This window comes from Actinoplanes regularis (genome assembly GCF_900188005.1).
In the GTDB taxonomy this organism is placed as follows: Bacteria; Actinomycetota; Actinomycetes; order Mycobacteriales; family Micromonosporaceae; genus Actinoplanes; species Actinoplanes regularis.
Map to the genome: position 1 here is coordinate 19,187 of NZ_FZNR01000036.1, position 21,111 is coordinate 40,297.

Genomic DNA, 21,111 nt, shown 5'->3' on the forward strand with positions numbered 1-21,111 from the left:
GGTTTGTGGAGGGCGATGGCGGCCGCGCGCCATCGTCACCCGAGGCCGAGCACCGGCGATGGGTGTTAAGGTTCCTGCCGTGACTACGTGTTCGATGTTCTGGTGGCGCGCCTGACAGGCGGCCCACCTGCTCGAGCCATTCCACCGGCCGCCTCGTCGAGGCGGCCTTTTTCGTGTCCTCGGCGGCGGTCCATGCACCCGGAGGACACCAGAGATGCCCCTGTCGAAGACGATTCTGCCGGCCCTGCTGCAGCGCCGGGACCTGACCAGCGCCGAAGCTGCCTGGGCGATGACCCGGATCGTGAACGGGGAACTGACCGCGGCCCAGGTGGCCGGGTTCGCGGCCGCGTTACGCACCAAGGGCGAGACCGCCGACGAGATCCGCGGCCTGGTCGACGCGTTGCGGGCCAGCGCCGTGCCGGTGACCATTCCCGGACCGGTCGTCGACATCGCCGGAACCGGCGGCGACGGCACCGGCGCCGTCAACATCTCCACGATGGCCGCCGTGGTCGCCGCCGCCACCGGGGTCACCGTCGTCAAACACGGCGGCCGGGCCGCGTCGTCGGCCACGTGTGGCGCCGCTGATCTGGTCGAACACCTCGGCGTGAGGCTGGATCTGAGCCCGGCGCGGGCGGCCCGGGTGGCCGCCCGCGCCGGGCTCACGTTCCTGTTCGGGCCGCGCTACAACCCGGGCCTGCGGCACGCCGCCGCCGTCCGCCGCGATCTGCGGGTTCCGACGGTGTTCAACATCCTCGGACCGTTGATCAACCCGGCGGCTCCGCAGTACCAGGTCGTCGGCGTGGCCGACGCGCGGATGGCGCCGCTGATCGCGGACGTTCTCGCCGCGCGCGGCGGCCAGGCCCTGGTCGTGCGCGGCGACGACGGCCTGGACAAGCTGACCACGACGACGACGTCGCGGGTGTGGACGGTTCGGGCCGGCGCGGTGACCGCCTCGACCCTGGACCCGCTGGAGCTCGGGTTCGACCGGGCCGCACCCTCCGACCTGCGCGGCGGGTCCGCGGCCGGGAACGCGCTGGTGTTCCAGGCCGTGCTCGCCGGGCGGCGCGGGCCGGTCCGCGACGTGGTTCTGTTCAACGCCGCCGCGATGCTGGTCGCCGTCGACGGCCGATCGTTTCCGGACGCGATCGGGACGTGTGCGCGGGCGGTCGACAGTGGTGCGGCCCGAGCCACCCTGAAACGATGGATCGAGGTCAGCGCCCGGGAGGGTTGCCGGGCCGTTGACTGCTGAAACCGTCGACGGCGCTACCTGCGGAACCCTGACGGTGAAGTAGAGGGTGACCATGCGGTGCTGACCGGCGGAATCGGGCCGCGACGCGCGGCAGCGGCCCGGGGTGGCGCGGGCCTCGCGCGGGAATGCCACGGGACTTGGCTTGAGCCTGGCCACGGCGCCCGACAGGTCGTACCCGGATATGGATCTGTTGGATGCACTGACCGGCAGGAGCTGGGCGTGGGCCGGCCTTCGACGATGACAGGCTTGACATGATCTGTGTCAGCACGGGGGATGGCCCGCTGTTCGCAGGAGAGGCTGGAGACATGGAAGCGCTCGCGGTCCTGGCGTCGTTCGGCGCGACCGGCCATGTCGGTCTTCTCCATCCCGGTGCCCAGCTACGGGACGTCTGCGCTGTCCACGGCATGCCGTGGGATATCGGGCGGATCGACAACCGCCACAGGTGGCCGCACCTGTACTCGTATGGTGATGTCGAGTTGGTCGTGTGCCGCTGCCGGATCATCACCTCGGTGCTGGTCCAGACCGGGCGAGGGACGGTTGATCTGCCAAGCCAGGCACAGCCCGGAGAGGTCATCGCTCTGCCCGTACGGCTGACCCTGGCCCAGGTGGTCGGCGCCCTGGCCGCGGCAGGCTGCCCGTGGGAGCGGCTCAGGCCGATCGCTGGACAGTGCGGGCTGCGTACCCTCCCGCAACGCGTCGACTTCACCTTCATCACCGACGACGGACCAGATCCCGTGCTGCACTCGGTAGGCACCTGGGCTCATCGGCACGACTGCATGCCGGCGGAAGTCGCCGAGGCGGCCTTCGCCGATGACTTCCCGACCGAGCAGCCGGGCTGATCCTCGCCGGGTTTCGTCCTTCAGCGGATCCGAGACGTATGGTGCTACGGCGTGGCGGCCGCGGGCACCGGGCCGGGTTGTGCGAGCGGGATGTCGCGCATCCGGCGCAAGGGGGAGAAGAACAGCCACAGCCCCGCGCAGCAGCCACCGGCGACCGCGATCCACAGGGTGGTCCGGATGCCGAGAACGCTGGCGAGCGCCCCGCCGGCCAGGCCGCCCAGGGGCAGGGTGCCCCAGGTGATCCAGCGGGCGGCGGCGCTGACCCGGCCGAGCATGTCCGGCGGGCAGGCGGCCTGCCGGTAAGTGGTCAGCGCGACCCCGGCGACGGTGGAGGAGAACGTCCAGGAGATCCAGCCGCAGGCGAACAGCAGCACCGTCCAGCCTCGCCCGGCCAGCGGGATCAGCAGTCCGGGCAGGGAGAGCAGGGTCATGGCGATCCAGCTGATCCGCGCCGAGCCGATCCGGCGGGCCAGGTGGCGGGCCGCGACGCCGCCCGCGAGCCCGCCGACGGCGCCCAGCGCCAGCAGCAGTCCGACCAGGCCCGGACGTAGCTGGAGGTTACGGATGAGGAAGACGGTGCCGAGGCTCTCGACCATGATGACGAAGAAGTTGGCGGTGCCGTTGAAGGCGACCGCGTTGCGCAGGATCGGGTCGCGCAGCACGTAGGCGAGGCCCTCGCGGATCTGCGCCGTCATCCGGGGCCGGCGGCCGGCTCCGGAGCGGCGCGGTTCCGGGCCGCGGATCGCCGTGAGCAGGCCCGCCGACGCCACGAACGAGATCGCGTCGGCGGTCATCGCGCCGGCCGCGCCGATGAGCGTCACCAGCGCCGCGCCGGTGCTGGGCCCGGCGATCTGCGCGACCGACCGGGAGGCGGCCAGCTTGCCGTTGCCGTCGATCAGCTGACCGTGCGCCAGCATGACCGGCACGTACGCCTGGTAGGCCACCTGGAAGAAGACGGACAGGACGCTGGAGACCAGTGCGACGGCGTACAGCTGGGCCAGCGTCAGCACCCCGAGGGCGTGGGCCACCGGTATCGAGCCGATCACCAGGACCTGCGCGAGGTCGCACCCGATCATCAGGCGGCGCCGGGCGACCCGGTCCACGATGGCTCCGGCGGGCAGGGCCACCAGCAGGTATGCGCTCGTCTCGGCCGCCGCCAGGAGCCCGACCTGCAACGCGGAGGCGTCCAGCAGAACGACGGCGACCAGCGGCAGCGCGAGGATGGTGATCTGAGATCCCATCTCGCTGATCGTCTGGCTGCCCCACAGCAGCAGGAACCTACGATTGCGCCAGATCGATGAGCGTCCGTTGTCGTCTATGCCGCGAATTGTGCCATCCGGATCACCCGTTGTGGGCCCGGCTCAGGTCGACGACGAGAGTCGCGAGCATCGTGACGAAGAAGATCGCCCAGCCGACCAGGTCGCGGGAGCCGACACGCAGGTGCGCGATCAGCGCGCCGATGAAATAGAGGACGAGACCGGCGGCGGCCAGGGTGCCGATCAGCGGTACGGCGAAGCCGGCGAGCAGGCCCAGCGCCCCGGCGGCCAGGATCGAGCCCAGCATCGGCATCCACCACATCGGCAGGCGCTTCATCCTCAGCTGCGCCTTCGGGTACTCGTGTCCGATGAGGTAGGTGACGGCGCCGCTGGCGGCGAGGAACGCGGCGACGACGGTGAGCGTGATGTGAACGATGGACACGGGTCCTCCTCGATGACGGTTCGCTCGTTCTCGACGAGGTGGCCCGCTCGAATGTGACCGCCGGCCCGCGAGCCGGGCTTCGCGCCGGCACTCATGACCCGGCAAGACCGTCGCATCCCTCACTGCCCGGATCGATGACTTCCTGGTGGGTACGCCGGTGGCCGCAAGCCGTCGAACAGGACGGCGAGCGCACGGTCGAGGACCGGGCCGGAGTATTCGCCGGTCTCCGCCGCCATACTGGCCCCGCGCAGCAGGGCCAGTATGGCGGGCAGGTCGACGTCGGGGCGGACGGCGCCTGAGCGTTGAGCGCCGCGCAGGAACTCCGCGAGCGCCGCACGCATCCGTACCCGCTGATCCGTCTGTTCTGCCTTGACGTCGACGCCGGCGTCCCGCAGCGCGTCGGTCAGGGCCTTCTTGGTCGCCGCGTCCGCGACGATCCGCGTGAAGAAGGTGAAGAACGCGGCCTGCGGCTCGGCGGCCGTACGCAGTCGGTCCGCCTCCCGCAGCAGCAGGTCGACCCGGGCCGCCACGATCGCCGCGTACAGCGCCTCCTTGGTGGCGAAGTGCCGGTAGACGGTGCCGACGCCGACTCCGGCTCGCCGGGCGATCTCGTCCATGCGGGCCGCCGGCCCCTGCTCGTCGAGTACCACCTCGGCCGCCGCGAGCACCTTCGCGCGATTGCGTGCCGCGTCGGAGCGCATCATGCCGGCTCCTCGCGGTCCGACGGCATTGACAAGCGGAATCCAGGTTCCATATCTTCAAGCGGAATCACGATTCCGATTCTAGGGGGCGCCATGCAGTACCCGACACTGGGCCGATCCGGCCTGCGCGTGTCCCGGGCGTGCCTGGGCACGATGAACTTCGGCACCGACCCGCAAGCCCCGACCCCGGAGCCCGAAGCCCGGCGAATCGTCGACGCGTTCCTCGACGCCGGACACAACCTCATCGACACCGCCGACACCTACCGAGGCGGCACCAGCGAAGAAGTCCTGGGCCGGGCCATCGCCCACCGCCGTGCCGAGGTCGTCCTGGCCACCAAAGGCGCGGCGCCGCAGGGCGGGGGACCCAACAGCCGCGGCCTGTCGCGCCTGCACCTGACGCGCGCCCTGGAGGCGAGCCTGCGCCGGCTGGGAACCGACTACCTCGACCTGTACCAGTGCCATCTCCCCGACCCGGACACCCCGGCCGAGGAGACCATGGCGGTCCTCGACGATTTCGTCCGCTCCGGCAAGGTCCGCTACCTCGGCTGCTCCAACTTCACCGCCGCGGGGATCGTCACCGCCCAGTGGGCGGCGCAGCGCACCGGCGGCACGCCCCTGATCAGCCTGCAGGCCAACTACTCGCTGATCATGCGCGCCATCGAGGCCGAGATCGTCCCCACCTGCCGGCAGAACGGCCTCGGGATCCTCGCCTACAGCCCACTCGGCAGCGGCCTGCTCGCCGGGCGATACCAGCGCGGTGCCGCACCGGCCGAGGGATCGCGGCTCGCCCAGTGGGCCGCGATGCCCAGCCCGATGGCACGCTCGTTCGTGAACGGCCTGCTCGCCGAACGGCACTTCGACATCGCCGACGAGGTCGCCGCCGTCGCCGCCGAACTGGGGACGACCGCGCCGGCCGTCGCGCTGGCCTGGCTCAGCGGCCGGCCCGAGATCACCTCGGTGATCGTCGGCCCCCGCTCGGCCGATCAACTGACCGCCGCCCTCGCCGGTCTGGCGGGCAGCCTTCCGGAGTCTGTGGCGGCCCGCTTGAACGTCGTCAGCCAAGGCACCGTGGCCCCCGCGGTCAACGGCCAGCATCGTGCGGCCTGACCGGGATTCACCGCGGCCGCAGGATCAGTCCCACCACATCCGCCAGACCGGTGCGCCGAGGAGGCCGGCTGCCTGGTCGGTGAGGGAATCGGCTCGGTAGAGGTCGTACTCGCCGTCGTTGTAGAGGCGGTATTCCCAGGCCAGGGCCAGTGCCTCCGGCCAGCTCGGAACGGATCTCCGCCGCGTAGTCCGGCGGACAGCGGTGCAGGTCCCGCTCACCGTCCTCGGCCAGAATCACGGCACCGTCGAGCGTGTACGCCGCGGCGAGCGGCTCGGCCGCCGTGGCATGGGTGTACGGGTCGGCGAGGTATTCGGGGGCGTCGGTCTCCATCAGAAGCGGCCAGAGTCCGCTCGCCGGGTACGTTCGCCGCAGCCGCTCCCGCCATTGCAGCGCCGCGTCGCCTTCGGATCGGAAGGCGACGACCTCCGCCCCGGACGGCGTGACGGAGAGCGGCTCAGTCGCCGGCATGTCGAGCATCCGGCAATGTTGATCGACCTCGGTCAGCCGGTCAACATTGCCGAATGTCTATGTCCATTCGGTGGCCGCCACGCCGCTCAGCCTACGGAGGTGATTCAGCGCGCCCGGCGGTAGTGCATGGCCACCACGCCGTTGCGGAGCGGGTCCGCCGAGATCAGCTCGAGCCGGCGCGTGCCCGGCAGCCCGCCCTGGTACAGCGTCGGGCCATGGCCGGCGATCCTGGGATGGACGAGCAGTCTGTACTCGTCGATCAGGTCCAGCCGGTCGAGCTCGGTTGCGAGTTTGCCGCTTCCGAGGAGGACTCCGGCCGGGGTCGCGTCCTTGAGCTTCTGCACGCCCGCGCGCAGATCGCCGACGACGTGGTGGCTGTTGGTCCAGGCGAAGTCCGTGCGCGCCGACGACACCACGTATTTGGGTTTGGCCTCCAGCTTGATCGCCCACTCGCGCATGGCCGGCGGCGCTTCCTCGTCGCCGCGGGCGACGGCCGGCCAGTAGCTTTCCATCATCTCGTAGGTGACGCGACCCCACAGCATCGCCCCGCTCTCGTCCATGAGACGGGTGAAGAGGGCGTGCGTCTCGTCGTCGGCGATCCCCTCCTGGTGGTCGACGCAACCGTCCAGGGTGAGGTTGAGGCTGAAGGTGAGCAGTCCCATGCCCGGCGAGTCTAACGCCGCTACGGCGTATACCTGCCGCAGCGGCGGATCAGGGCGTGCCGGTCTCGCCCGGGCGGACCAGGCCGGTCTCGTACGCCAGGATGACCAGCTGGACCCGGTCCCGGACGTCGAGCTTGGCGATCGCCCGCGTGATGTGGGTCTTCACCGTCAACGGGCTGATCACCAGGTGCCCGGCGATGGCGTCGTTGGACAGGCCGCTCGCCACCAGCCGGACGATCTCCCGTTCGCGCTCCGTGAGCGCGGCGAGCCGCGCCCCGCCGGTGCCGGCCGCCGGTCGGTGCGCGAGTTGCCCGACCACCCGGCGGGTGACGCTCGGTGAGAGCAGGGCCTCGCCGGCCGCGACGACCCGGACGGCCTGGCGCAGGCCCTCCGGGTCGACGTCCTTGGTGAGGAACCCGCTCGCCCCGGCCGCCAGCGCGGTGAAGACGTACTCGTCGGTCTCGAAGGTGGTCAGGATGATCACCCGGCAGTCGCGCAGTCGCGGGTCCGCGACGATCTGCCGGGTGGCGGCGATCCCGTCCGTGCCCGGCATCCGGATGTCCATCAGCACCACGTCGGGCCGCAGCGCCCGGGCGGTTCGGACCGCCTCGTCCCCGGTCGACGCCTCACCGAGGACGGTGATGTCGCGGTCCCGCTTGAGCAGGCTGCGGAACCCGGCACGAACCAGGTGCTGGTCGTCCGCGAGCAGTACGGTGATCGCCACGGTCACCCGGCCACCGGGATCGACGCCTGGACCATGAACCCGGATCCGGCGGCCGGACCGACGCGCAGGAAGCCGCCGAGCGCGTCGACGCGTTCACGCATCCCGGCGATGCCGTGGCCGGTGGAGTCCGTGTCCCCGGAGGCGCCGGGCTCGGCATGCGTGCCGTCGTCCGTCACGGTGACGGTGACCCGAGCCGGTTCGTAGGAGAGTTCCACCAGGGCCCGGGTCGCCCCGGCATGGCGGACGGTGTTGGTCAGTGCCTCCTGCACGATCCGGTAGCTGGCCAGCGCCACCGGGGCGGGCACGGCCGACCGGTCGCCGGTCTCCCGCAGCTCCACTTCGATCCCGGCGGCCCGCACCTGCTCGATCAGGCCCGCCAGCCCGTCCAGCTGGGCGGCCGGCGACTCGATCGTCGACGCGGATCCGTCGCGCAGCACGTCGACCAGGGCCCGCAGGTCCGTCATCGCCTTGCCGCGTACGTCCTGGGCGAGTTCGAGCGCGTCCCGGGCCTCCGCGGGCGCGGAGTCCAGCGTGTCCAGGGCAACGTTGAGGTGCACCCCGACCACGGCGAGGGTGTGCGAGACCAGGTCGTGCAGCTCGTGCGCGATGCGGACCCGCTCCTCCGCCCGCCTTCGCCGGGCGTCGAGTTCGCGTTCGTACGCGGATTGCGTCACCCGGGCGGCCAGCTCCTCCTGCCAGCCGCGCCGATTGCGGTACGCGACACCGATCGCCACCACGAGCGCCAGCCAGAACACTTCGCCGCCGACCCGGCCGGAGACCAGATCCGCGCTGTTGCCGAGCACCGCCCATTCCCAGCTGGCGGCGTAGGCCAGAACGACCGCGCCGGTGCCGACGGCCCAGCCGATCCGCCCGATCACGACGGCGTGGGCGAACAGGACGGTGGCCGGCCAGATCCAGCCCACCTCGACCAGATCGGCGCCCCGCATCGCCGTCACCGCCGCCACCGCGGCGAGCAGGGTGGCGACCGGCCACCGCCGGCGCAGCAGCACCAGAAGGGCGAGGGTCCAGGCCAGCGGGAGTGCCCCGTCGACAGTCACGCCGCCGCCGGTGAGCGCGATGCCCATCGGCACGCCGACCAGGGTCAGCAGGGCCAGGATCGCGGTGACGGCCCAGCTCGGCAGCGCGGCGGGGGAGCGATCCATCAATGCAGCCGCCTGTGTCATCACTGGATTATCCTTCCCGGTCGATCCGGCGCAGCCCGCACGCCGCGAGGGCGAGCCAGCCGACGTAGGTCCACACCATGAGCCGCTCGGCGAGACCGGTGACGGTCGCCCACGGTCCGGCCCCCAGGGACGGGCCGCCCTGCACGTCGAAGAACGTGATCATGAATAGTACGAACGCGACCACCGTCAGCGCCGCCAGGACGGACAGTCCACCGGCGATCGGACGCCACCGGGGGTCCCGGCGCCACACCCGGCTAAGCACGACCGCGGCCGCGGGCAGGACCGCGAAGGCGAGCAGCGCGGCGACGCCGTGCAGCGCGCCGGCCGTGGACGGCGGCTGGTCCCAGCGGCCGGGCGGGTCGGCCGGGAACACACCGCCGACCACCAGGGCGGCCGTCCAGACACCGAGCAGCGCCAGACCGGCGCGGCCACCTCGGGTGTACGCGGCGGCCAGCCACGTCAGCGTCCCCGAGGCGGCCGCCAGGACCAGCACGCCGAGTGGAATCAGCCAGCCACCGCGCGGCGCGTGCACGTAGTAGCTGATCATCGTCTCGGCCGGGCTCCAGCCCGGGTTGATCCAGTCGGCTACGGCGAAGCCGGCCGGCGGCAGGATCAACCCGCCGACAATGCTGCCCGGCACCGTCGCCGGCTCGATCGACCGTGATTCACGGGGCGCCGGTGAAATGCTGATCATGAAGCCTCCTCGTTTCGGGATGCTTCGACGTTATGAATGGCCCGGCCGTACCGCGTCGTCCCTCGGAAGTCACCTTGATCGACGCCGAACGAGTACCCCGTACATCAAATGGTGTATTGGTTCTAGGCGCCGAAGCGCCGGTGCCGGGCGGCGTAGGAGCGCAGCGCGCGCAGGAAGTCGATCTTGCGGAATCCGGGCCAGTGGACATCGCAGAAGTGCAGTTCGGAGTAGGCCGCCTGCCAGAGCAGGAACCCGGACATGCGACGTTCCCCGCTGGTACGGATGACGAGGTCCGGATCCGGCTGGCCGCTGGTGTAGAGGTGCCCGGCGATGCGGTCGGCGGTCAGCCGCGCGGCGATGTCCTCGACGCTGTGACCGGCGCGCGCCTCCTCCTCCAGCATGGACCGGATCGCGTTGACGATCTCGTCGCGCCCGTCGTAGCCGATGGCGATGGTGAGGTGCAGGCGCGCCCCGTCGTCCCTGGTCGCCTCCTCGGCCAGCTTCAGCGCGTGCCGTGTCGAGTCCGGCAGGACGTCCAGCCGACCGGCCAGGTGCAACCGCCACGGGCTCGCCGGCCGCGAGAGACGCTCGGCGACGACCTCCTCGATCATGCGCATGAGGTTGTCGACCTCGTCGGAGTCCCGCTTCCGCATGTTGTCCACGGAAGCCACGTAGACGGTGACGTGGTCGATGCCGATCTCGGCGCACCAGCCGAGGACCTCGTCGAGGTGCTCCGCCCCGTACCGATGACCGATCTTCGCGTCCTCGAAGCCCATCTCCCGGGCCCACCGGCGGTTGCCGTCCATGACCATCGCGACATGCCGGGGCAGGTTCGCACCGGCGAGCCGCGCGCGCAGGCGCCGTGCGTAGAACGCGTAAACGGCCGCTTTGAAGGGCTTCAGCATGCCGGGATCCAACCACCGGTCAGCGGCCTGAGCGCGCTACCACCCGACACCGCCACAGAACCTGCACGAGATGGTCACAACCTCAACGCCGGCCGAGCCACTGCTCGGCGTCGTGCCGGCCAGTCAATCAGCAACGATCAACATCGGCCCGGGTCCGGCCGTCACTTTGGAGCGACCGGCAAAAGGCATTCAAGATCTATATTCCCTGGTACGACGTTGGAGCCCTGTGGGCAGGCTTAATGAGTTCTGGGAGTGAGCTGCAGCAAACTTCTCGTAGGTAGCCGCCGGACGCTGAACCGGAGTACAAGGCCCGGCGCGACGCCGAGGAGTGATCCGGGCGCGCTACGTTGATGGTGGTGGCCGGAGTAGAGGCCGGCCGCCGCACCCTGTCCTCTACCAGGGAGCAGTGATGGATCCTTACACCGATCCGCTGGTATTCGGCCAGCGGCTGCAAATTCTCCGCACACGCAAAGGCATCACCCGTGACCAGCTCGGCGGTCTGGTCGGGCGGTCCGGATCATGGGTCAAGGGAGTGGAGACCGGCCGCCTGAAGACACCGAAGCTGGAAATCACCCTCGCCCTCGCCGAGGTACTACGGGTGCGCGATCTGTCCGACCTCACCGGCGACCAGTCGCTCCATGTTGATCTGTTCGTCGGCCCCGGCCATCCGCGCCTCGCGGCCGTCAAGGCGGCCGTTGATGCCTTCCCGGTTGCTACCGCGCAGGAGCCTCCATCGACCGCCCACATTCGGGCTCGACTGGCGCGGGCATGGTCGGTACGGCACTCGGCCTCCAACCATCGTGAGGTGATCGGGGCGTTGCTGCCGGAACTGATCCGCGACGCGCAGATCGCCGCCCGGCAGGCCGACACCGGCCCGGCACGCAGGGCCGCGCAGGCCGTGCTCGCCGAGGTCTACTCGCTGGCGCAGTTCTTCGTGGCCTACCAGCCGGATGCCGCCCTGCTGTGGCGGGTGGCCGAGCGCGGCTTGATCGCGGCCCAGGAATTCGAGGACCCGCACGCTATCGGCGTGGCCGCGTGGCTGACCACCCAGGCGCACCGCGACGCGGGACCGGCGCACTTCGACGCCGCTGACACGGTGAACCTGGAGACGCTCAGATATCTCGAACCTCAGCTCGAAGACGCGCCGCCTGACGTCGTTGCGATAGCCGGCGCACTTACCTTCGAGGCCGGATACACCGCCGCCCGGCGTGGGATGACCGGCGCCGCGTGGCGGCACTGGGACACCGCCAGGGCCATGGCTGACCGTACTCGCGAGCGATCATGGGGGCGCATGCGGTAACGGTGGCCGTGGAGCTGCGCCAGGGCGGCGAGTCGGTTCGGCAGTCGGCCGCGGCCGAGGCGGTGATCATCCCGTCTCGCCCGCGACGCGCCCGGCACCGCATCGAGGAGGCGCGCGGGTATCAGCTCGACGGGCAGCCGGACGTTGCCCTGGCGACACTGGAGAAGGCGCACGAGGCCGCGCCCGAGACGATCAAATACAACGGCTTCGCCAAGCGGATCGTCCTCGAAGAGGCCGAGTCCAAGGCCCCTGCCCGACGTCGGCGCGCGTCTGAGCTCGCTGTGAAAATCGGCCTGCTGGCCGCATAGGCAAAGGGGCACAATCTGTACCCCTGCCCTTGCCTGCTCGCCCTTAGCTTCTGATCGCAGCGACGGCGGGTGGCCGGGATGCAGACCTCTGTTCTACCCGCCGTCGCCCAACGGTGGTGGGCGGAAGTCGATCATGCGGAGATTGCCTGCCCGCCACCGCTGAACCCCGATTCGGCTTGGCGGAGGCGATAGGCGTGCTGACACTCTCTCGTACACCGGTTCATCAGCCGGTCTGGCCGCTCGGTCTCTGCGCCGACCATGAGGAAGCGACCGTGTGGCCATGCGAGCTAGCGGTCGCCGAACTGGTGCGCAAGCATGGCACGGGCTGGCGGCTCGCCGCGTATCTCTGCCACCTGTTCGAACAGGTGGCGCTCCTGGTGCCGACGGCGGATCCTCTCGACCTGCGCCTGATCACCATTGTGCGGCCGCTCGACGCGGTGGAGGCGTGGACGAGGGGGCCGCGCGTCGTCGAGCACTGGAGGGCCGAGCGATGAAGCAGCGTGACGAAGGTTCCTCAACCCACCGGCCACTTGGCCTGGCAGGCCAACCCAGCAGACCGCGGCGCGCGGCCGCGGCCCGCCGAGGGCGCGGGCCGCGCGCGAGACCCGCACGGCCACGAGGCCGCGAGGCCTATCCACGGGACCCCATCGGTCGTACCAGAGGGAAATGGGGTTTGAACCTATCGTCCTTACCTGGGCTCGCCGAACCAGCGGGAGAGCTGAACGTCCAGGTCCCGCTGGTCGTCGCCGATCCAGGCGACGTGCCCGTCGGGGCGCAGCAGGACGCACGGAGCGTCCAGCGCCGCGGTCGGATCGCCGAGGTGGTCGACCCGGTCCGACCAGCCGCCGGGGGTCAGGCGTTCGGTGCGGTCCAGCAGCAGGCCACGGCCGTGCTGCAGCAGGCCGTAGAGGCGGCCCTGCTTCACATCGAGGTCGGGCAGGCGACGGCCGAGCAGGTCGGGGCCGGCGCCGAAGTCGTACCGGATGCCGATCGCGGTGATCTTCTCGAGCAGGCGGCGGTTCACCTCGTCGATGTCCATCAGTTCGGTCAGCAGCCGGCGTACGGCCCGTGGGCCCGGTTCGGTGGAGTTCAGCTCCATCTGGGCGCGGGTGTTGTCCAGCACGTCCTCGGCGACCGGATGACGTTCGGCCTGGTACGTGTCGAGCAGGGTCTCCGGCGCCCAGCCGCGAACCTGCGCCGCCAGCTTCCAGCCGAGGTTGAACGCGTCCTGAACACCCAGGTTGAGGCCCTGCCCGCCGATGGGCGGATGGATGTGCGCCGCGTCGCCGGCCAGCAGCACCCGCCCGACCCGATAGCGTTCGGCCAGCCGGGTGGCGTCGCCGAAACGGGACAACCAGCGCGGGGAGTGCACGCCGAAGTCGGTTCCGGCGATGGCGCGCAGCTGTTGCCTGAAGTCGTCGAGGGTGGGCGGTTCCGCACGATCGCTGACTCCCGCGGCGGGGATCACGACGCGATAGACCCCGGCGCCCGCCGGCCCGAAAACGAATCGCCTGTCAGCCTTACTGATCTCGGCGACCCTGGCGGCGATCTCCTGCTGCGGCGCGCCCGCCTCCATCTCGCCCATCAGCGTCTCGGTGCGTGCGGGCTCGCCGGGGAAGCCGACGCCGAGCAGCTTGCGCACGGTGCTACGCCCGCCGTCACAGCCGACGAGGTAGCGCGTACGCAGCCGTTCCCCGTCGGCCAGTTCGACGGTCACCCCGTCGTCGTCCTGCTCGAGACCGGTCACCGTGCAACCGCGCCGGATCTGCGCACCCTGGGCGATCGCATGCTCTTCGAGCAACTGCACGATGACCGGCTGCGGGATGCCCAGCAGGTAGGCGTGTGCGGAGTCCAGGCCCGGGGGCGCGGGCTTGTCGATGGCGGCGTAGTAGGCGCCGGCCGGCCGCTTCCTTCCGTGCTCGAGGACGCGCTCGAGCAGGCCGCGCATCGCCATCAGCTCGATACTGCGAATGTGCAGACCGACGATGCGGACGTACGAAACGGGCTCGGTCTCCTTCTCGAGGACGAGGACCCGTACACCGTGCAGCCGTAGCTCGGCGGCCAGCATCGCGCCGGTCGGGCCGCAGCCGGCGATGATCACGTCAAACATGGGTGTTGCCTTTCGGGAGTGCCTTTGTTGGCGGGGCGCTCCCGGCGACACCTATGTCAATCGCCCGACCGTGACGGCAAGGGGGAGCACCCACTTCGATACAACGTTCATGGGTCTCACCTCCTCGGGCAGGTCACGGGCGAATGCAAGCTACAAGCCCGGGCAGCATCCCGTCCAGTCCTTTCCGCGCCACGTGATCACGACCACGAGTGGGCCGGTGCGGGCAGGCCGAAGTGGTGGGTGAGCGCGGCGCGCAGCGTGCCGGCTTCCCCGGCGGACCAGGCGACGAAGCAGTCGGGGCGGACGAGCAACGCGGTCGCGGTCGTGCCCCGCAGCGGGCCGGTGACCACGTCGACCCGGTCCCGCCAGGGCGCGACGGCCTCGGCGAAGGCGCCGGTGGAGTCCAGCAGCAGTGGCCGGGCGGTGCGGGTCAGCTCGGCGAGGCGGACCGGGCCGTACTCACCGTGCACGACCACGTCGGGGGCGCAGTGGCCGGCCAGCGGGTCGGTGGGGTCGGCGGGGTAGTGGACGTCCGCGCCCGACATCAGCGCCGCGATGTGCCCGGTCACCTCCGGCTTGCGCAGTAGCTCGGCGAAGAGTTCCCGCAGGCCGGTGACCTCGTCGCCGGGGCCGATGAGCGCCGACTGGGCCTGGGTGGACATCACGACCCGTTCGGCGACCGGGCGGCGCTCGGTTTCGTACGTGTCGAGCAGGCCCTGCGGTGCCCACCCGCGCACCGTGGCGGCGAGCTTCCAGCCCAGGTTGACGGCGTCCTGCAGGCCCAGGTTGAGGCCGGGTCCGCCGATCGCGGGATGCACGTGCGCGGCGTCGCCGACCAGCAGCACCCGGCCGGCCCGGTAGCGGTCGGCGATGCGGGTGTTGCCGCTGGTCAGCCGCCGCAGCAGGCCGGGGCCGTCGGACACCTCGACGGGAAGGTCGGCGCCGAGCACCCGGGCGGCACTGGCGCGGAGCTCCGCCAGGGTCATCGGGGTCTCGTCGCCGACCGGAGCGTCGGGCCACTCCTTCGTGCTCAGGATCGCCGGGCGGCCGGGGAACGGGGCCCAGGTGATGAGGCCGCGTGGGGTGCGGGTGTGCTGGAACGGCGGAATGACGCCGTAGCCGGGGACGCGCAGGCCGCCGGTCCCGGGGTCCAGGCAGGACTCGGGGACGGTCACGGTGGCGGTGCGGGAGATCGACCGGTCGTCGGTGACGCCGGAGAAGGCGATGCCGGCGAGGCGGCGTACGGCGCTGCGGCCGCCGTCGGCGCCGACGAGGAAACGGGCGTTGAGCCGCGTACCGTCGGCAAGAACGACCTCGACCCCGTCGGGGTCCTGGCGGAGGTCGACGACCTCGTGGCCGCGGCGCAGGTCGACCCCGAGCTCGGCGGCCCGGGCGGCGAGGGTGGCCTCGAGCTGGGCCTGCGGCACGCCGAGCACGTAGTGCGGGTTCTCCGCGAGCATCGTGAGATCCAGCGGGAACGCGCCGAAGGTGAAGGCCGGCTGGGGGGACGGCGGGGTGCTCTCGCCGCTGAGCCGCGCGTAGAGGCCGCGCCGGTCGAGCAGGCGGACGACCTGGCCGACGAGGCCGTTGGCGCGGGGCTCGCCGGTGGGCGCGGCGTGGCGTTCGAGGACGACGGGCCGGACGCCGGCGAGCGCGAGTTCGCAGGCGAGCATGAGGCCGTTGGGGCCGGCTCCGGCGATGAGGACATCGATCATGGTCGTGATCCTTTCGGGGCGTGCGGCATCGCCACGACGGGCGCGGCGCGCGGCCGGCCCGCCGCGGGGTGTGCCGCGGCTGGAGACGTGGGTGAGGCTTTACCGGGGTGGCACCGGGAGGCCGGCGGCGACCTGGGTGAAGGCGTCGGTGATGAGGCGCTCGATCGGGGGCGGCGGGTCCGCGCTGTCGAGATAGTGCTGCATGGCGACGGCGACGGCGGCACTGGCGGCGGCCGCGACGAGCCTCGGATACATGTCGGTGGCGAGGTCGGTGCCGGTGCGCTCGGCGACCGCGGCGGCCAGCTCGGCCTCGGCGGTGGCGACGGCGCGCAGCCGCTCGCCCTGCAGTGCGGGCTCGGCGAGCATGGTGCGGACGCCGGTCACCCACTGTGCGTGCGCGGGGGAGGGCATCGCCTCGACCTCGGGTCCGCGCGTGAACTGCTCCAGCGCGGCGGAGGTGAGCGCCGCCCAGAGCGGCTCGTCGGCGGGGCGTTCGCGCAGCGCGGCGGCGGTGCGCAGGCTGCGGTCGAGATGGCGGGAGGCGATCGCCTCGGCCTTGCTGGAGAAATAATTGTTGAAGGTACGAGGGGAGACGCCGGCCGCCTCGGCGATGTCCTCGACGCGGACGTTGTCGTAGCCGCGCTCGGCGGTGAGGTGGATCGCCGCCCAGCCGAGCGCCGCCCGCGTCTCGGCCTTCTTGCGCTCCCGCAGCCCTGTCATACCACCACGCTAGCACTAGTTGCGTGCCCCGCAAAGATGCGTGCCCCGCAAAAATTTGCCGCTCTGCTACCTGCGCCGGGCGTCGTAGAGCAGGGCGAGGCCGGTGGCCACCGCGCCCACGCCCTCCCACAGGGCCACGCCGAGGAACCGGGCCGGCGCCACGTCGAGCACCACGAGCAGGCTGAACACCGTCAGGGTGAGCAGCCGGAACGGCACCGTGAACCGGAAGAACGGCCGCCACTCGGTGGCCGCCGCGACCAGGTAGTAGACGCCCATGTTGAGCGAGGCCATCGAGGACGCCGCCAGGAAGACCCGGGTGTAGTCACCCGACGCCCGCTGCTGCGCGTCGAGGGCCTCGAACCCGAGGCTGCCCAGCACGAGGCCGGGCCAGATCAGTCCGGCCGCCCCGAACAGCGCGGCCATCGCCCCGAACACCGCGATCGTCCAACCCGCGGCGGTGCGCGGCAGTACCCGTACGCTCATAGCTCTCCCCTAGATCATCGTCCAGATTAGTGAGTGCCGGTACGGTCGTCGATATGGATCTGCAAGCGCGGCTGGACGAGGCGGCGAGGCGACACGGCGTCCCGGGAGCGGTCATCGCGGTCAGTGCCGGCGGTGAGCTCTTCGAAGCGGCGACCGGGGTGGTCAACCGCAACACCGGCGTCGAGGCGACTCCGGACAGCGTGTTCCAGATCGGTTCGGTCACCAAGACCTGGACCGCGTCGCTGGTCCTGCAACTCGTGGCCGAGGGCCGGGTGGAGCTGGACGTCCCGGTGCGGCGCTACCTGCCGGAGTTCGGCGTCATCGACCGCGCGGCGAGCGAGACCGTGACGGTTCGTCAGCTGCTGTCGCACACCGGCGGCTTCGACGGGGACCTGTTCGAGGACACCGGGCGCGGCGACGACGCCGTCGGCAAGCTGGTGGCGTGGATGCGCACCAATGCCCGCCAGGTGCACCCGCCCGGTGAGCTGCATTCGTACTGCAACGCCGGCTACTGCGTGCTGGGTGCGATGATCGCACGGCTGCGCGGCGGCACCTGGGAGTCGGTGCTGCGCGAGCGGATGATCGAGCCGCTCGGCGTCACCCAGATGGCGCTGTACGGCGAGGAGACGGCGATGTTCCGCGCCGCCGTCGGCCACCTGGGCGACGGGTGGAAGGTCGCCCCGCTCTCACAACTGCCCCGCGCCAACGCGCCGGCCGGGTCGACGCCGGCCGCGGCGCCGCGCGAGCTGGTGCGCCTGGGCCGGATGTTCCTCGCCGACGGCCTGGCCGAGGACGGCACCCGTGTCCTGCCCAGCGGCACGTTCGCCGCCATGCGCGAACCGCAGGTCGCCACGCCCGTCCTGTCCGGCCGTTCGAACCACCACTGGGGTCTCGGCTTCATGCTGTTCACCTGGGACGGCACCGACGTGGTCGGCCACGACGGCGGCACTCCCGGCCAGACCACGTACTGGCGGATCGTGCCCGGCCGGGACGTGGTGATCGCGCTGAGCGTGAACGGCGGCGCGGCGGACGCGCTGTTCGACGACGTGTTCCCGGCGGTACTGGCCGAGACGACCGGTCTCCGGATGCCGCCGGGAGCGGTCCCGCCCGTGGAGCCGATCGACGCCCCGGCGGTCACCGGCACCTTCGAGAGCCCGGTCGAACGGTACGAGGTGACCGGGATCGACGGCGGCCTGACCATCACCACGATCCCACGCGGCGCCGCGATCAGGTTCGGCGAGCAGCCGGCCAGCGCCCGCTTCGTCCCGCTCGGCGGCGACCGTTTCGTCTCCGTCGAGCCGGCCGGCGGCGCTCACACCGTGGTCGCGTTCCTGCGCAACGGCCAGTACCTCTACAACGGCCGGGCCATCCCTCGTATCTAGAACGGCAGGTCAGGACGTTGGATGCTCGGGTAGGGGAGTGACTTCGGGGGCCGGGTCGTCGCGCAGCCGGCTGTACAGGTAGCCGTCACGCCAGGCTCCGGCACGGAACTCGCACGCCCGTATCACGCCCTCGAGCTGGAAGCCGGCCTTGACCAGCGACTTCTGCTCGGCGGTGTTCTCGGGGTGGGTGCCGGCCTGGACGCGCTGCGCCGGGCTGTGGCTGAACAGGTACTCGGTCAGCAGCGCCTGGGCGCGCCAGCCGATGCCCTTGCCGCGCCACTCCGGTAGCAGCCCGATGCCGATTTCCCAGTACTTGGCCCGTCCGCTGTAGAGCCCCTGCCGGTAGCTCATCAGCCCGCACGCCTGTCCCCGCACCTCGGGGATGAGCCGCCCGTCCTCCTCGCCGAGGTAACCGTCCTTGGCGAACCGGCGGGCCGGTTGCTGCGCGTCGCCGAACCCGGACCAGTCCAGCCCGATGAGGAACGGCTCGGTCAGGAACCGCCGGATCATCGCCAGGTCCGACTCCAGGACCGGCCGCAGCCGGACCTCCGCCCCGTCTGTCATAGCGCTCGATGCTAGCCGCGAACGTCCTTGCACGCCGTAAGTCGAGTTATGTAGAGTTTCGCGCATGCCACGGAAACCGCACACGTCGCCGCAGACGTTATCGCTGTTCAGCGCGTTGCTGGACGAGCCCCAGCGCTGGCGTTACGGCTACGACCTGAGCAAGGAGACCTCGCTCGCCTCGGGCACGCTCTATCCGATCCTCATGCGGCTCACCGAGCAGAAGCTTCTCGAGACCAGATGGGAGCCGTCGGACGAGCCGGGCCGCCCGCCGCGCCACATGTACCGGCTGACCGCCGACGGCGCCGCGCTCGCCGAACAGCGCCTGGCCGCCAAGGTGGCCAAACCCCGGACCATCGGCGGCGCGATCCAGGCGCGTACCGCATGATCGTCGATCAGGCAGTACAAGAGAGCGCCGTACGACGGATCGCCTACGCCGTCCTGGCCGCGGCCGTCCGTGGCCGCCGCGAGCGTGGCGGCGACTGGGGTGAGGCCGTCCTGGCCGAGTTCCCCGAGACGACGGGGGACTGGGCGGCTGTCCGCTGGGCCATCGGCGGTCTCCGCGCGGTGCGGTACGAGCGCCGGGCCCGCCGGCGTGAGCTGCCCAGGCTCGTCCGGATCCGGCGCCGTGCCGTACTCATCGCGTTGATCGGCGTGGTCGGCGGGCTGGCCGTCAACCGATTCGTCCTGTCCGTCGGGTACCAGCCCAGCGGCAGCATGCAGCCGACCTATGACATCAGCGACCGCTACGTCGTCGATCTCGCCGCCTTCCGGCTCACCGGCGTCCAGCGGGGAGACATCGTCGAGTTCCCGATGCCGGGCACCGACCGGCTGGTCATCAAGCGTGTCATCGGCCTGCCCGGCGACACTGTCGAGTGCCGCGACGGCCGGGTCTGGCGCAACGGCAGCCCGCTCGACGAGCCGTACCTTCCGGTCGATCTCGAGTCGTCGCGTACGGACTGCTCGGCCACGACCGTACCGCCGCATCAGCTCTATGTGCTCGGCGACCACCGCGTCGTCTCCACGGACTCCCGCGAGTACGGCACGGTGGGCGAAGGCGACCTGCACGGCCGGGTCCTTCTCGGCCTCTAGCTGGCGGAACTCCCCGACCGCGCCGGGTGGTGCCGGTCGGGGAGTGCGGGAGCCGGCATCGGCCCGCACGCTCAGGCGAGCGCGGTGACCAGCAGGGCGAAGGCGGCGATGATGACGGCGACGCGGACGTAGTGATAGCGGTCCCAGCGGTTCATCTGCTGCTTCCAGTCGGCGGGGCGGTTCTCGGGGGTCCACGTCTTACCCCGGTTGTTGATCGGAACGAGCAGCACGAGCGACATGATCACGCTCAGGATCAACAGCGCGCCGGCGGTGACGACGAGACCGGTTCCGTCCTGATGCCATCCGGCGATGGCCCAGACCACGCTCAGAATCAGTGAGCCGATGTACCAGAACGGCATGACCGCGCCGAGCATCCGGCCCCCGTGGGCACGGGCTAGCTGGTCACTGTCCTCGGGAAGCCCGCTGAAGATCGGGTTCATGACGAAGGCGACGGCGAACTCGACCCCCACCATCAGGCCGACGATCACGACGGTGAAGACCTCGAGTGCGTTGAGCATGATGATCCCTCCCAAAATCTAGCGCTGCTAGATGACGGGTCAACACTAGTACTGCCGCCGCTTGAATGTCTAGCGATGCTAGAATCGGTGGATGTCGGTACAGGAACGCAAACAACGCGAACGGGCGGAGCGCGAACGCCTCATCGTGGCGACCGCCCGTGAACTCGCCGAGCAGCAGGGCTGGGACGCGGTCACCACCCGCCGGCTCGCCGAACGCATCGAATACAGCCAGCCCGTCCTCTACAGCCACTTCCGCGGCAAACGCGAGATCATCGGCGCCGTCGCCCTCGAGGGTGCCGCCGAGTTGGCCGTGGCGCTGCGGGCCGCGACCTCCGCCGCGGACGGCCCGCGCGCCCGGGTCACCGCCCTCGCCCGCGCGTACCTCGACTTCGCCGAGCGCAATCCGGCGGTCTACGACGCCATCTTCCAGCTCGACGGCGGCCTGGCCTTCGCGCACGAGGACACCCCGGCACCGCTGAAGGACGCCTTCGCCGCGCTGCTGGAGAGCCTCGGCGAGGTCGCCGGCGACGGCGTCGACACGGGACTGTTCACCGAGCTGTTCTGGGCGTCCCTGCACGGGCTGGCCACCCTGACCAGGGCGGGACGGCTGCCGCCGCCGGAGACCGGGCGCAGGGTGGAGCTACTGGTGGACCGGCTCGCCGTACTCCCGTAGCCTCCGGCCTTCCCCGC

The 21,111-nt window shown here is 71.1% G+C and carries 23 protein-coding genes and 1 pseudogene; 9 read left to right on the forward strand and 15 right to left on the reverse strand.

Annotated elements, in window-relative coordinates; genetic code table 11:
- Positions 1–214: 214 nt before the first annotated feature.
- Both trpD and CHC09_RS42775 read left to right on the forward strand, forming a co-directional pair.
- A complete protein-coding gene (gene trpD, locus CHC09_RS42770) occupies positions 215–1,249 on the forward strand; it encodes an anthranilate phosphoribosyltransferase (protein ID WP_089298998.1) in 1,035 nt (344 codons plus the stop codon).
- A 305-nt stretch (positions 1,250–1,554) separates the two neighbouring features.
- Positions 1,555–2,088, forward strand: coding sequence for a hypothetical protein (locus tag CHC09_RS42775; protein ID WP_089298999.1), 534 nt, complete (start codon positions 1,555–1,557; stop codon positions 2,086–2,088).
- Between the two features lie 44 nt (positions 2,089–2,132).
- Here CHC09_RS42775 and CHC09_RS42780 read toward each other — a convergent pair whose 3' ends face one another.
- The 3 genes from CHC09_RS42780 to CHC09_RS42790 all read right to left on the reverse strand — a co-directional run bounded on the left by CHC09_RS42780 (position 2,133) and on the right by CHC09_RS42790 (position 4,490).
- Positions 2,133–3,416 carry an MFS transporter gene (locus tag CHC09_RS42780; protein WP_203833442.1) on the reverse strand — a complete coding sequence of 428 codons (1,284 nt, stop codon included), beginning with the start codon at positions 3,414–3,416 and terminating at the stop codon, positions 2,133–2,135.
- A 13-nt stretch (positions 3,417–3,429) separates the two neighbouring features.
- Entirely contained in the window at positions 3,430–3,786 is a 357-nt protein-coding gene (locus tag CHC09_RS42785) for a DoxX family protein (protein ID WP_089299001.1), read from the reverse strand.
- 119 nt (positions 3,787–3,905) lie between these two features.
- On the reverse strand, positions 3,906–4,490 hold the full coding sequence (locus tag CHC09_RS42790) for a TetR/AcrR family transcriptional regulator (protein WP_089299002.1): 585 nt from the start codon (positions 4,488–4,490) through the stop codon (positions 3,906–3,908).
- 90 nt (positions 4,491–4,580) lie between these two features.
- On the opposite strand from CHC09_RS42790, the gene CHC09_RS42795 reads away from it, so the two are divergent.
- Positions 4,581–5,594, forward strand: coding sequence for an aldo/keto reductase (locus tag CHC09_RS42795; protein ID WP_089299003.1), 1,014 nt, complete (start codon positions 4,581–4,583; stop codon positions 5,592–5,594).
- 7 nt (positions 5,595–5,601) lie between these two features.
- Here CHC09_RS42795 and CHC09_RS42800 read toward each other — a convergent pair whose 3' ends face one another.
- From CHC09_RS42800 to uppS, 6 genes are all read right to left on the reverse strand, one after another.
- Positions 5,602–6,072, reverse strand: coding sequence for a hypothetical protein (locus CHC09_RS42800; protein WP_089299004.1), 471 nt, complete (start codon positions 6,070–6,072; stop codon positions 5,602–5,604).
- 95 nt (positions 6,073–6,167) lie between these two features.
- Entirely contained in the window at positions 6,168–6,725 is a 558-nt protein-coding gene (locus CHC09_RS42805; protein ID WP_089299005.1) for a dihydrofolate reductase family protein, read from the reverse strand.
- A 49-nt stretch (positions 6,726–6,774) separates the two neighbouring features.
- Positions 6,775–7,449, reverse strand: a complete 675-nt coding sequence (locus CHC09_RS42810) for a response regulator (RefSeq protein WP_089299037.1) — start codon at positions 7,447–7,449, stop codon at positions 6,775–6,777.
- A 2-nt stretch (positions 7,450–7,451) separates the two neighbouring features.
- A complete protein-coding gene (locus CHC09_RS42815; RefSeq protein ID WP_239138900.1) occupies positions 7,452–8,633 on the reverse strand; it encodes a sensor histidine kinase in 1,182 nt (393 codons plus the stop codon).
- Between the two features lie 7 nt (positions 8,634–8,640).
- The gene (locus tag CHC09_RS42820) at positions 8,641–9,327 is read right to left on the reverse strand and encodes a DUF998 domain-containing protein (protein WP_089299007.1); all 687 of its coding nucleotides are present in this window, start codon (positions 9,325–9,327) and stop codon (positions 8,641–8,643) included.
- 122 nt (positions 9,328–9,449) lie between these two features.
- The gene (gene uppS / locus CHC09_RS42825; RefSeq protein ID WP_089299008.1) at positions 9,450–10,232 is read right to left on the reverse strand and encodes a polyprenyl diphosphate synthase; all 783 of its coding nucleotides are present in this window, start codon (positions 10,230–10,232) and stop codon (positions 9,450–9,452) included.
- Positions 10,233–10,641: 409 nt separating this feature from the next.
- Between uppS and CHC09_RS42830 the strand changes: the two are divergent.
- Both CHC09_RS42830 and CHC09_RS42835 read left to right on the forward strand, forming a co-directional pair.
- Positions 10,642–11,840 (forward strand): annotated as a pseudogene (locus tag CHC09_RS42830) (helix-turn-helix domain-containing protein).
- 194 nt (positions 11,841–12,034) lie between these two features.
- Positions 12,035–12,334: a hypothetical protein gene (locus tag CHC09_RS42835; RefSeq protein WP_143232909.1), complete on the forward strand. Its 300-nt coding sequence runs from the start codon at positions 12,035–12,037 to the stop codon at positions 12,332–12,334.
- A gap of 194 nt (positions 12,335–12,528) precedes the next feature.
- Here the strand turns inward: CHC09_RS42835 and rox are convergent, their stop codons facing one another.
- From rox to CHC09_RS42855, 4 genes are all read right to left on the reverse strand, one after another.
- Positions 12,529–13,950 carry a rifampin monooxygenase gene (rox, locus tag CHC09_RS42840; RefSeq protein WP_089299010.1) on the reverse strand — a complete coding sequence of 474 codons (1,422 nt, stop codon included), beginning with the start codon at positions 13,948–13,950 and terminating at the stop codon, positions 12,529–12,531.
- 197 nt (positions 13,951–14,147) lie between these two features.
- On the reverse strand, positions 14,148–15,665 hold the full coding sequence (locus CHC09_RS42845) for an FAD-dependent monooxygenase (protein WP_089299011.1): 1,518 nt from the start codon (positions 15,663–15,665) through the stop codon (positions 14,148–14,150).
- A gap of 99 nt (positions 15,666–15,764) precedes the next feature.
- Positions 15,765–16,385 carry a TetR/AcrR family transcriptional regulator gene (locus CHC09_RS42850; protein WP_089299012.1) on the reverse strand — a complete coding sequence of 207 codons (621 nt, stop codon included), beginning with the start codon at positions 16,383–16,385 and terminating at the stop codon, positions 15,765–15,767.
- A 66-nt stretch (positions 16,386–16,451) separates the two neighbouring features.
- Positions 16,452–16,868 carry a hypothetical protein gene (locus tag CHC09_RS42855; RefSeq protein WP_089299013.1) on the reverse strand — a complete coding sequence of 139 codons (417 nt, stop codon included), beginning with the start codon at positions 16,866–16,868 and terminating at the stop codon, positions 16,452–16,454.
- Positions 16,869–16,921: 53 nt separating this feature from the next.
- Here CHC09_RS42855 and CHC09_RS42860 point away from each other — a divergent pair, with 53 nt between their 5' ends.
- Complete coding sequence (locus CHC09_RS42860) at positions 16,922–18,250, forward strand: serine hydrolase domain-containing protein (protein WP_089299014.1); 1,329 nt, start codon at positions 16,922–16,924, stop codon at positions 18,248–18,250.
- Positions 18,251–18,259: 9 nt separating this feature from the next.
- On the opposite strand, the gene CHC09_RS42865 is transcribed toward CHC09_RS42860, so the two are convergent.
- On the reverse strand, positions 18,260–18,814 hold the full coding sequence (locus tag CHC09_RS42865; protein ID WP_089299015.1) for a GNAT family N-acetyltransferase: 555 nt from the start codon (positions 18,812–18,814) through the stop codon (positions 18,260–18,262).
- 64 nt (positions 18,815–18,878) lie between these two features.
- Between CHC09_RS42865 and CHC09_RS42870 the strand changes: the two genes are divergently transcribed.
- Both CHC09_RS42870 and lepB read left to right on the forward strand, forming a co-directional pair.
- On the forward strand, positions 18,879–19,199 hold the full coding sequence (locus CHC09_RS42870) for a PadR family transcriptional regulator (protein ID WP_089299016.1): 321 nt from the start codon (positions 18,879–18,881) through the stop codon (positions 19,197–19,199).
- The gene (lepB, locus tag CHC09_RS42875; protein WP_089299017.1) at positions 19,196–19,903 is read left to right on the forward strand and encodes a signal peptidase I; all 708 of its coding nucleotides are present in this window, start codon (positions 19,196–19,198) and stop codon (positions 19,901–19,903) included. Before CHC09_RS42870 ends, lepB begins: the two co-directional genes overlap by 4 nt.
- A gap of 71 nt (positions 19,904–19,974) precedes the next feature.
- On the opposite strand, the gene CHC09_RS42880 is transcribed toward lepB, so the two are convergent.
- Positions 19,975–20,421, reverse strand: a complete 447-nt coding sequence (locus tag CHC09_RS42880) for an anthrone oxygenase family protein (RefSeq protein WP_089299018.1) — start codon at positions 20,419–20,421, stop codon at positions 19,975–19,977.
- A gap of 91 nt (positions 20,422–20,512) precedes the next feature.
- On the opposite strand from CHC09_RS42880, the gene CHC09_RS42885 reads away from it, so the two are divergent.
- A complete protein-coding gene (locus CHC09_RS42885; protein ID WP_089299019.1) occupies positions 20,513–21,094 on the forward strand; it encodes a TetR/AcrR family transcriptional regulator in 582 nt (193 codons plus the stop codon).
- The last annotated feature ends 17 nt before the right edge of the window (positions 21,095–21,111 follow it).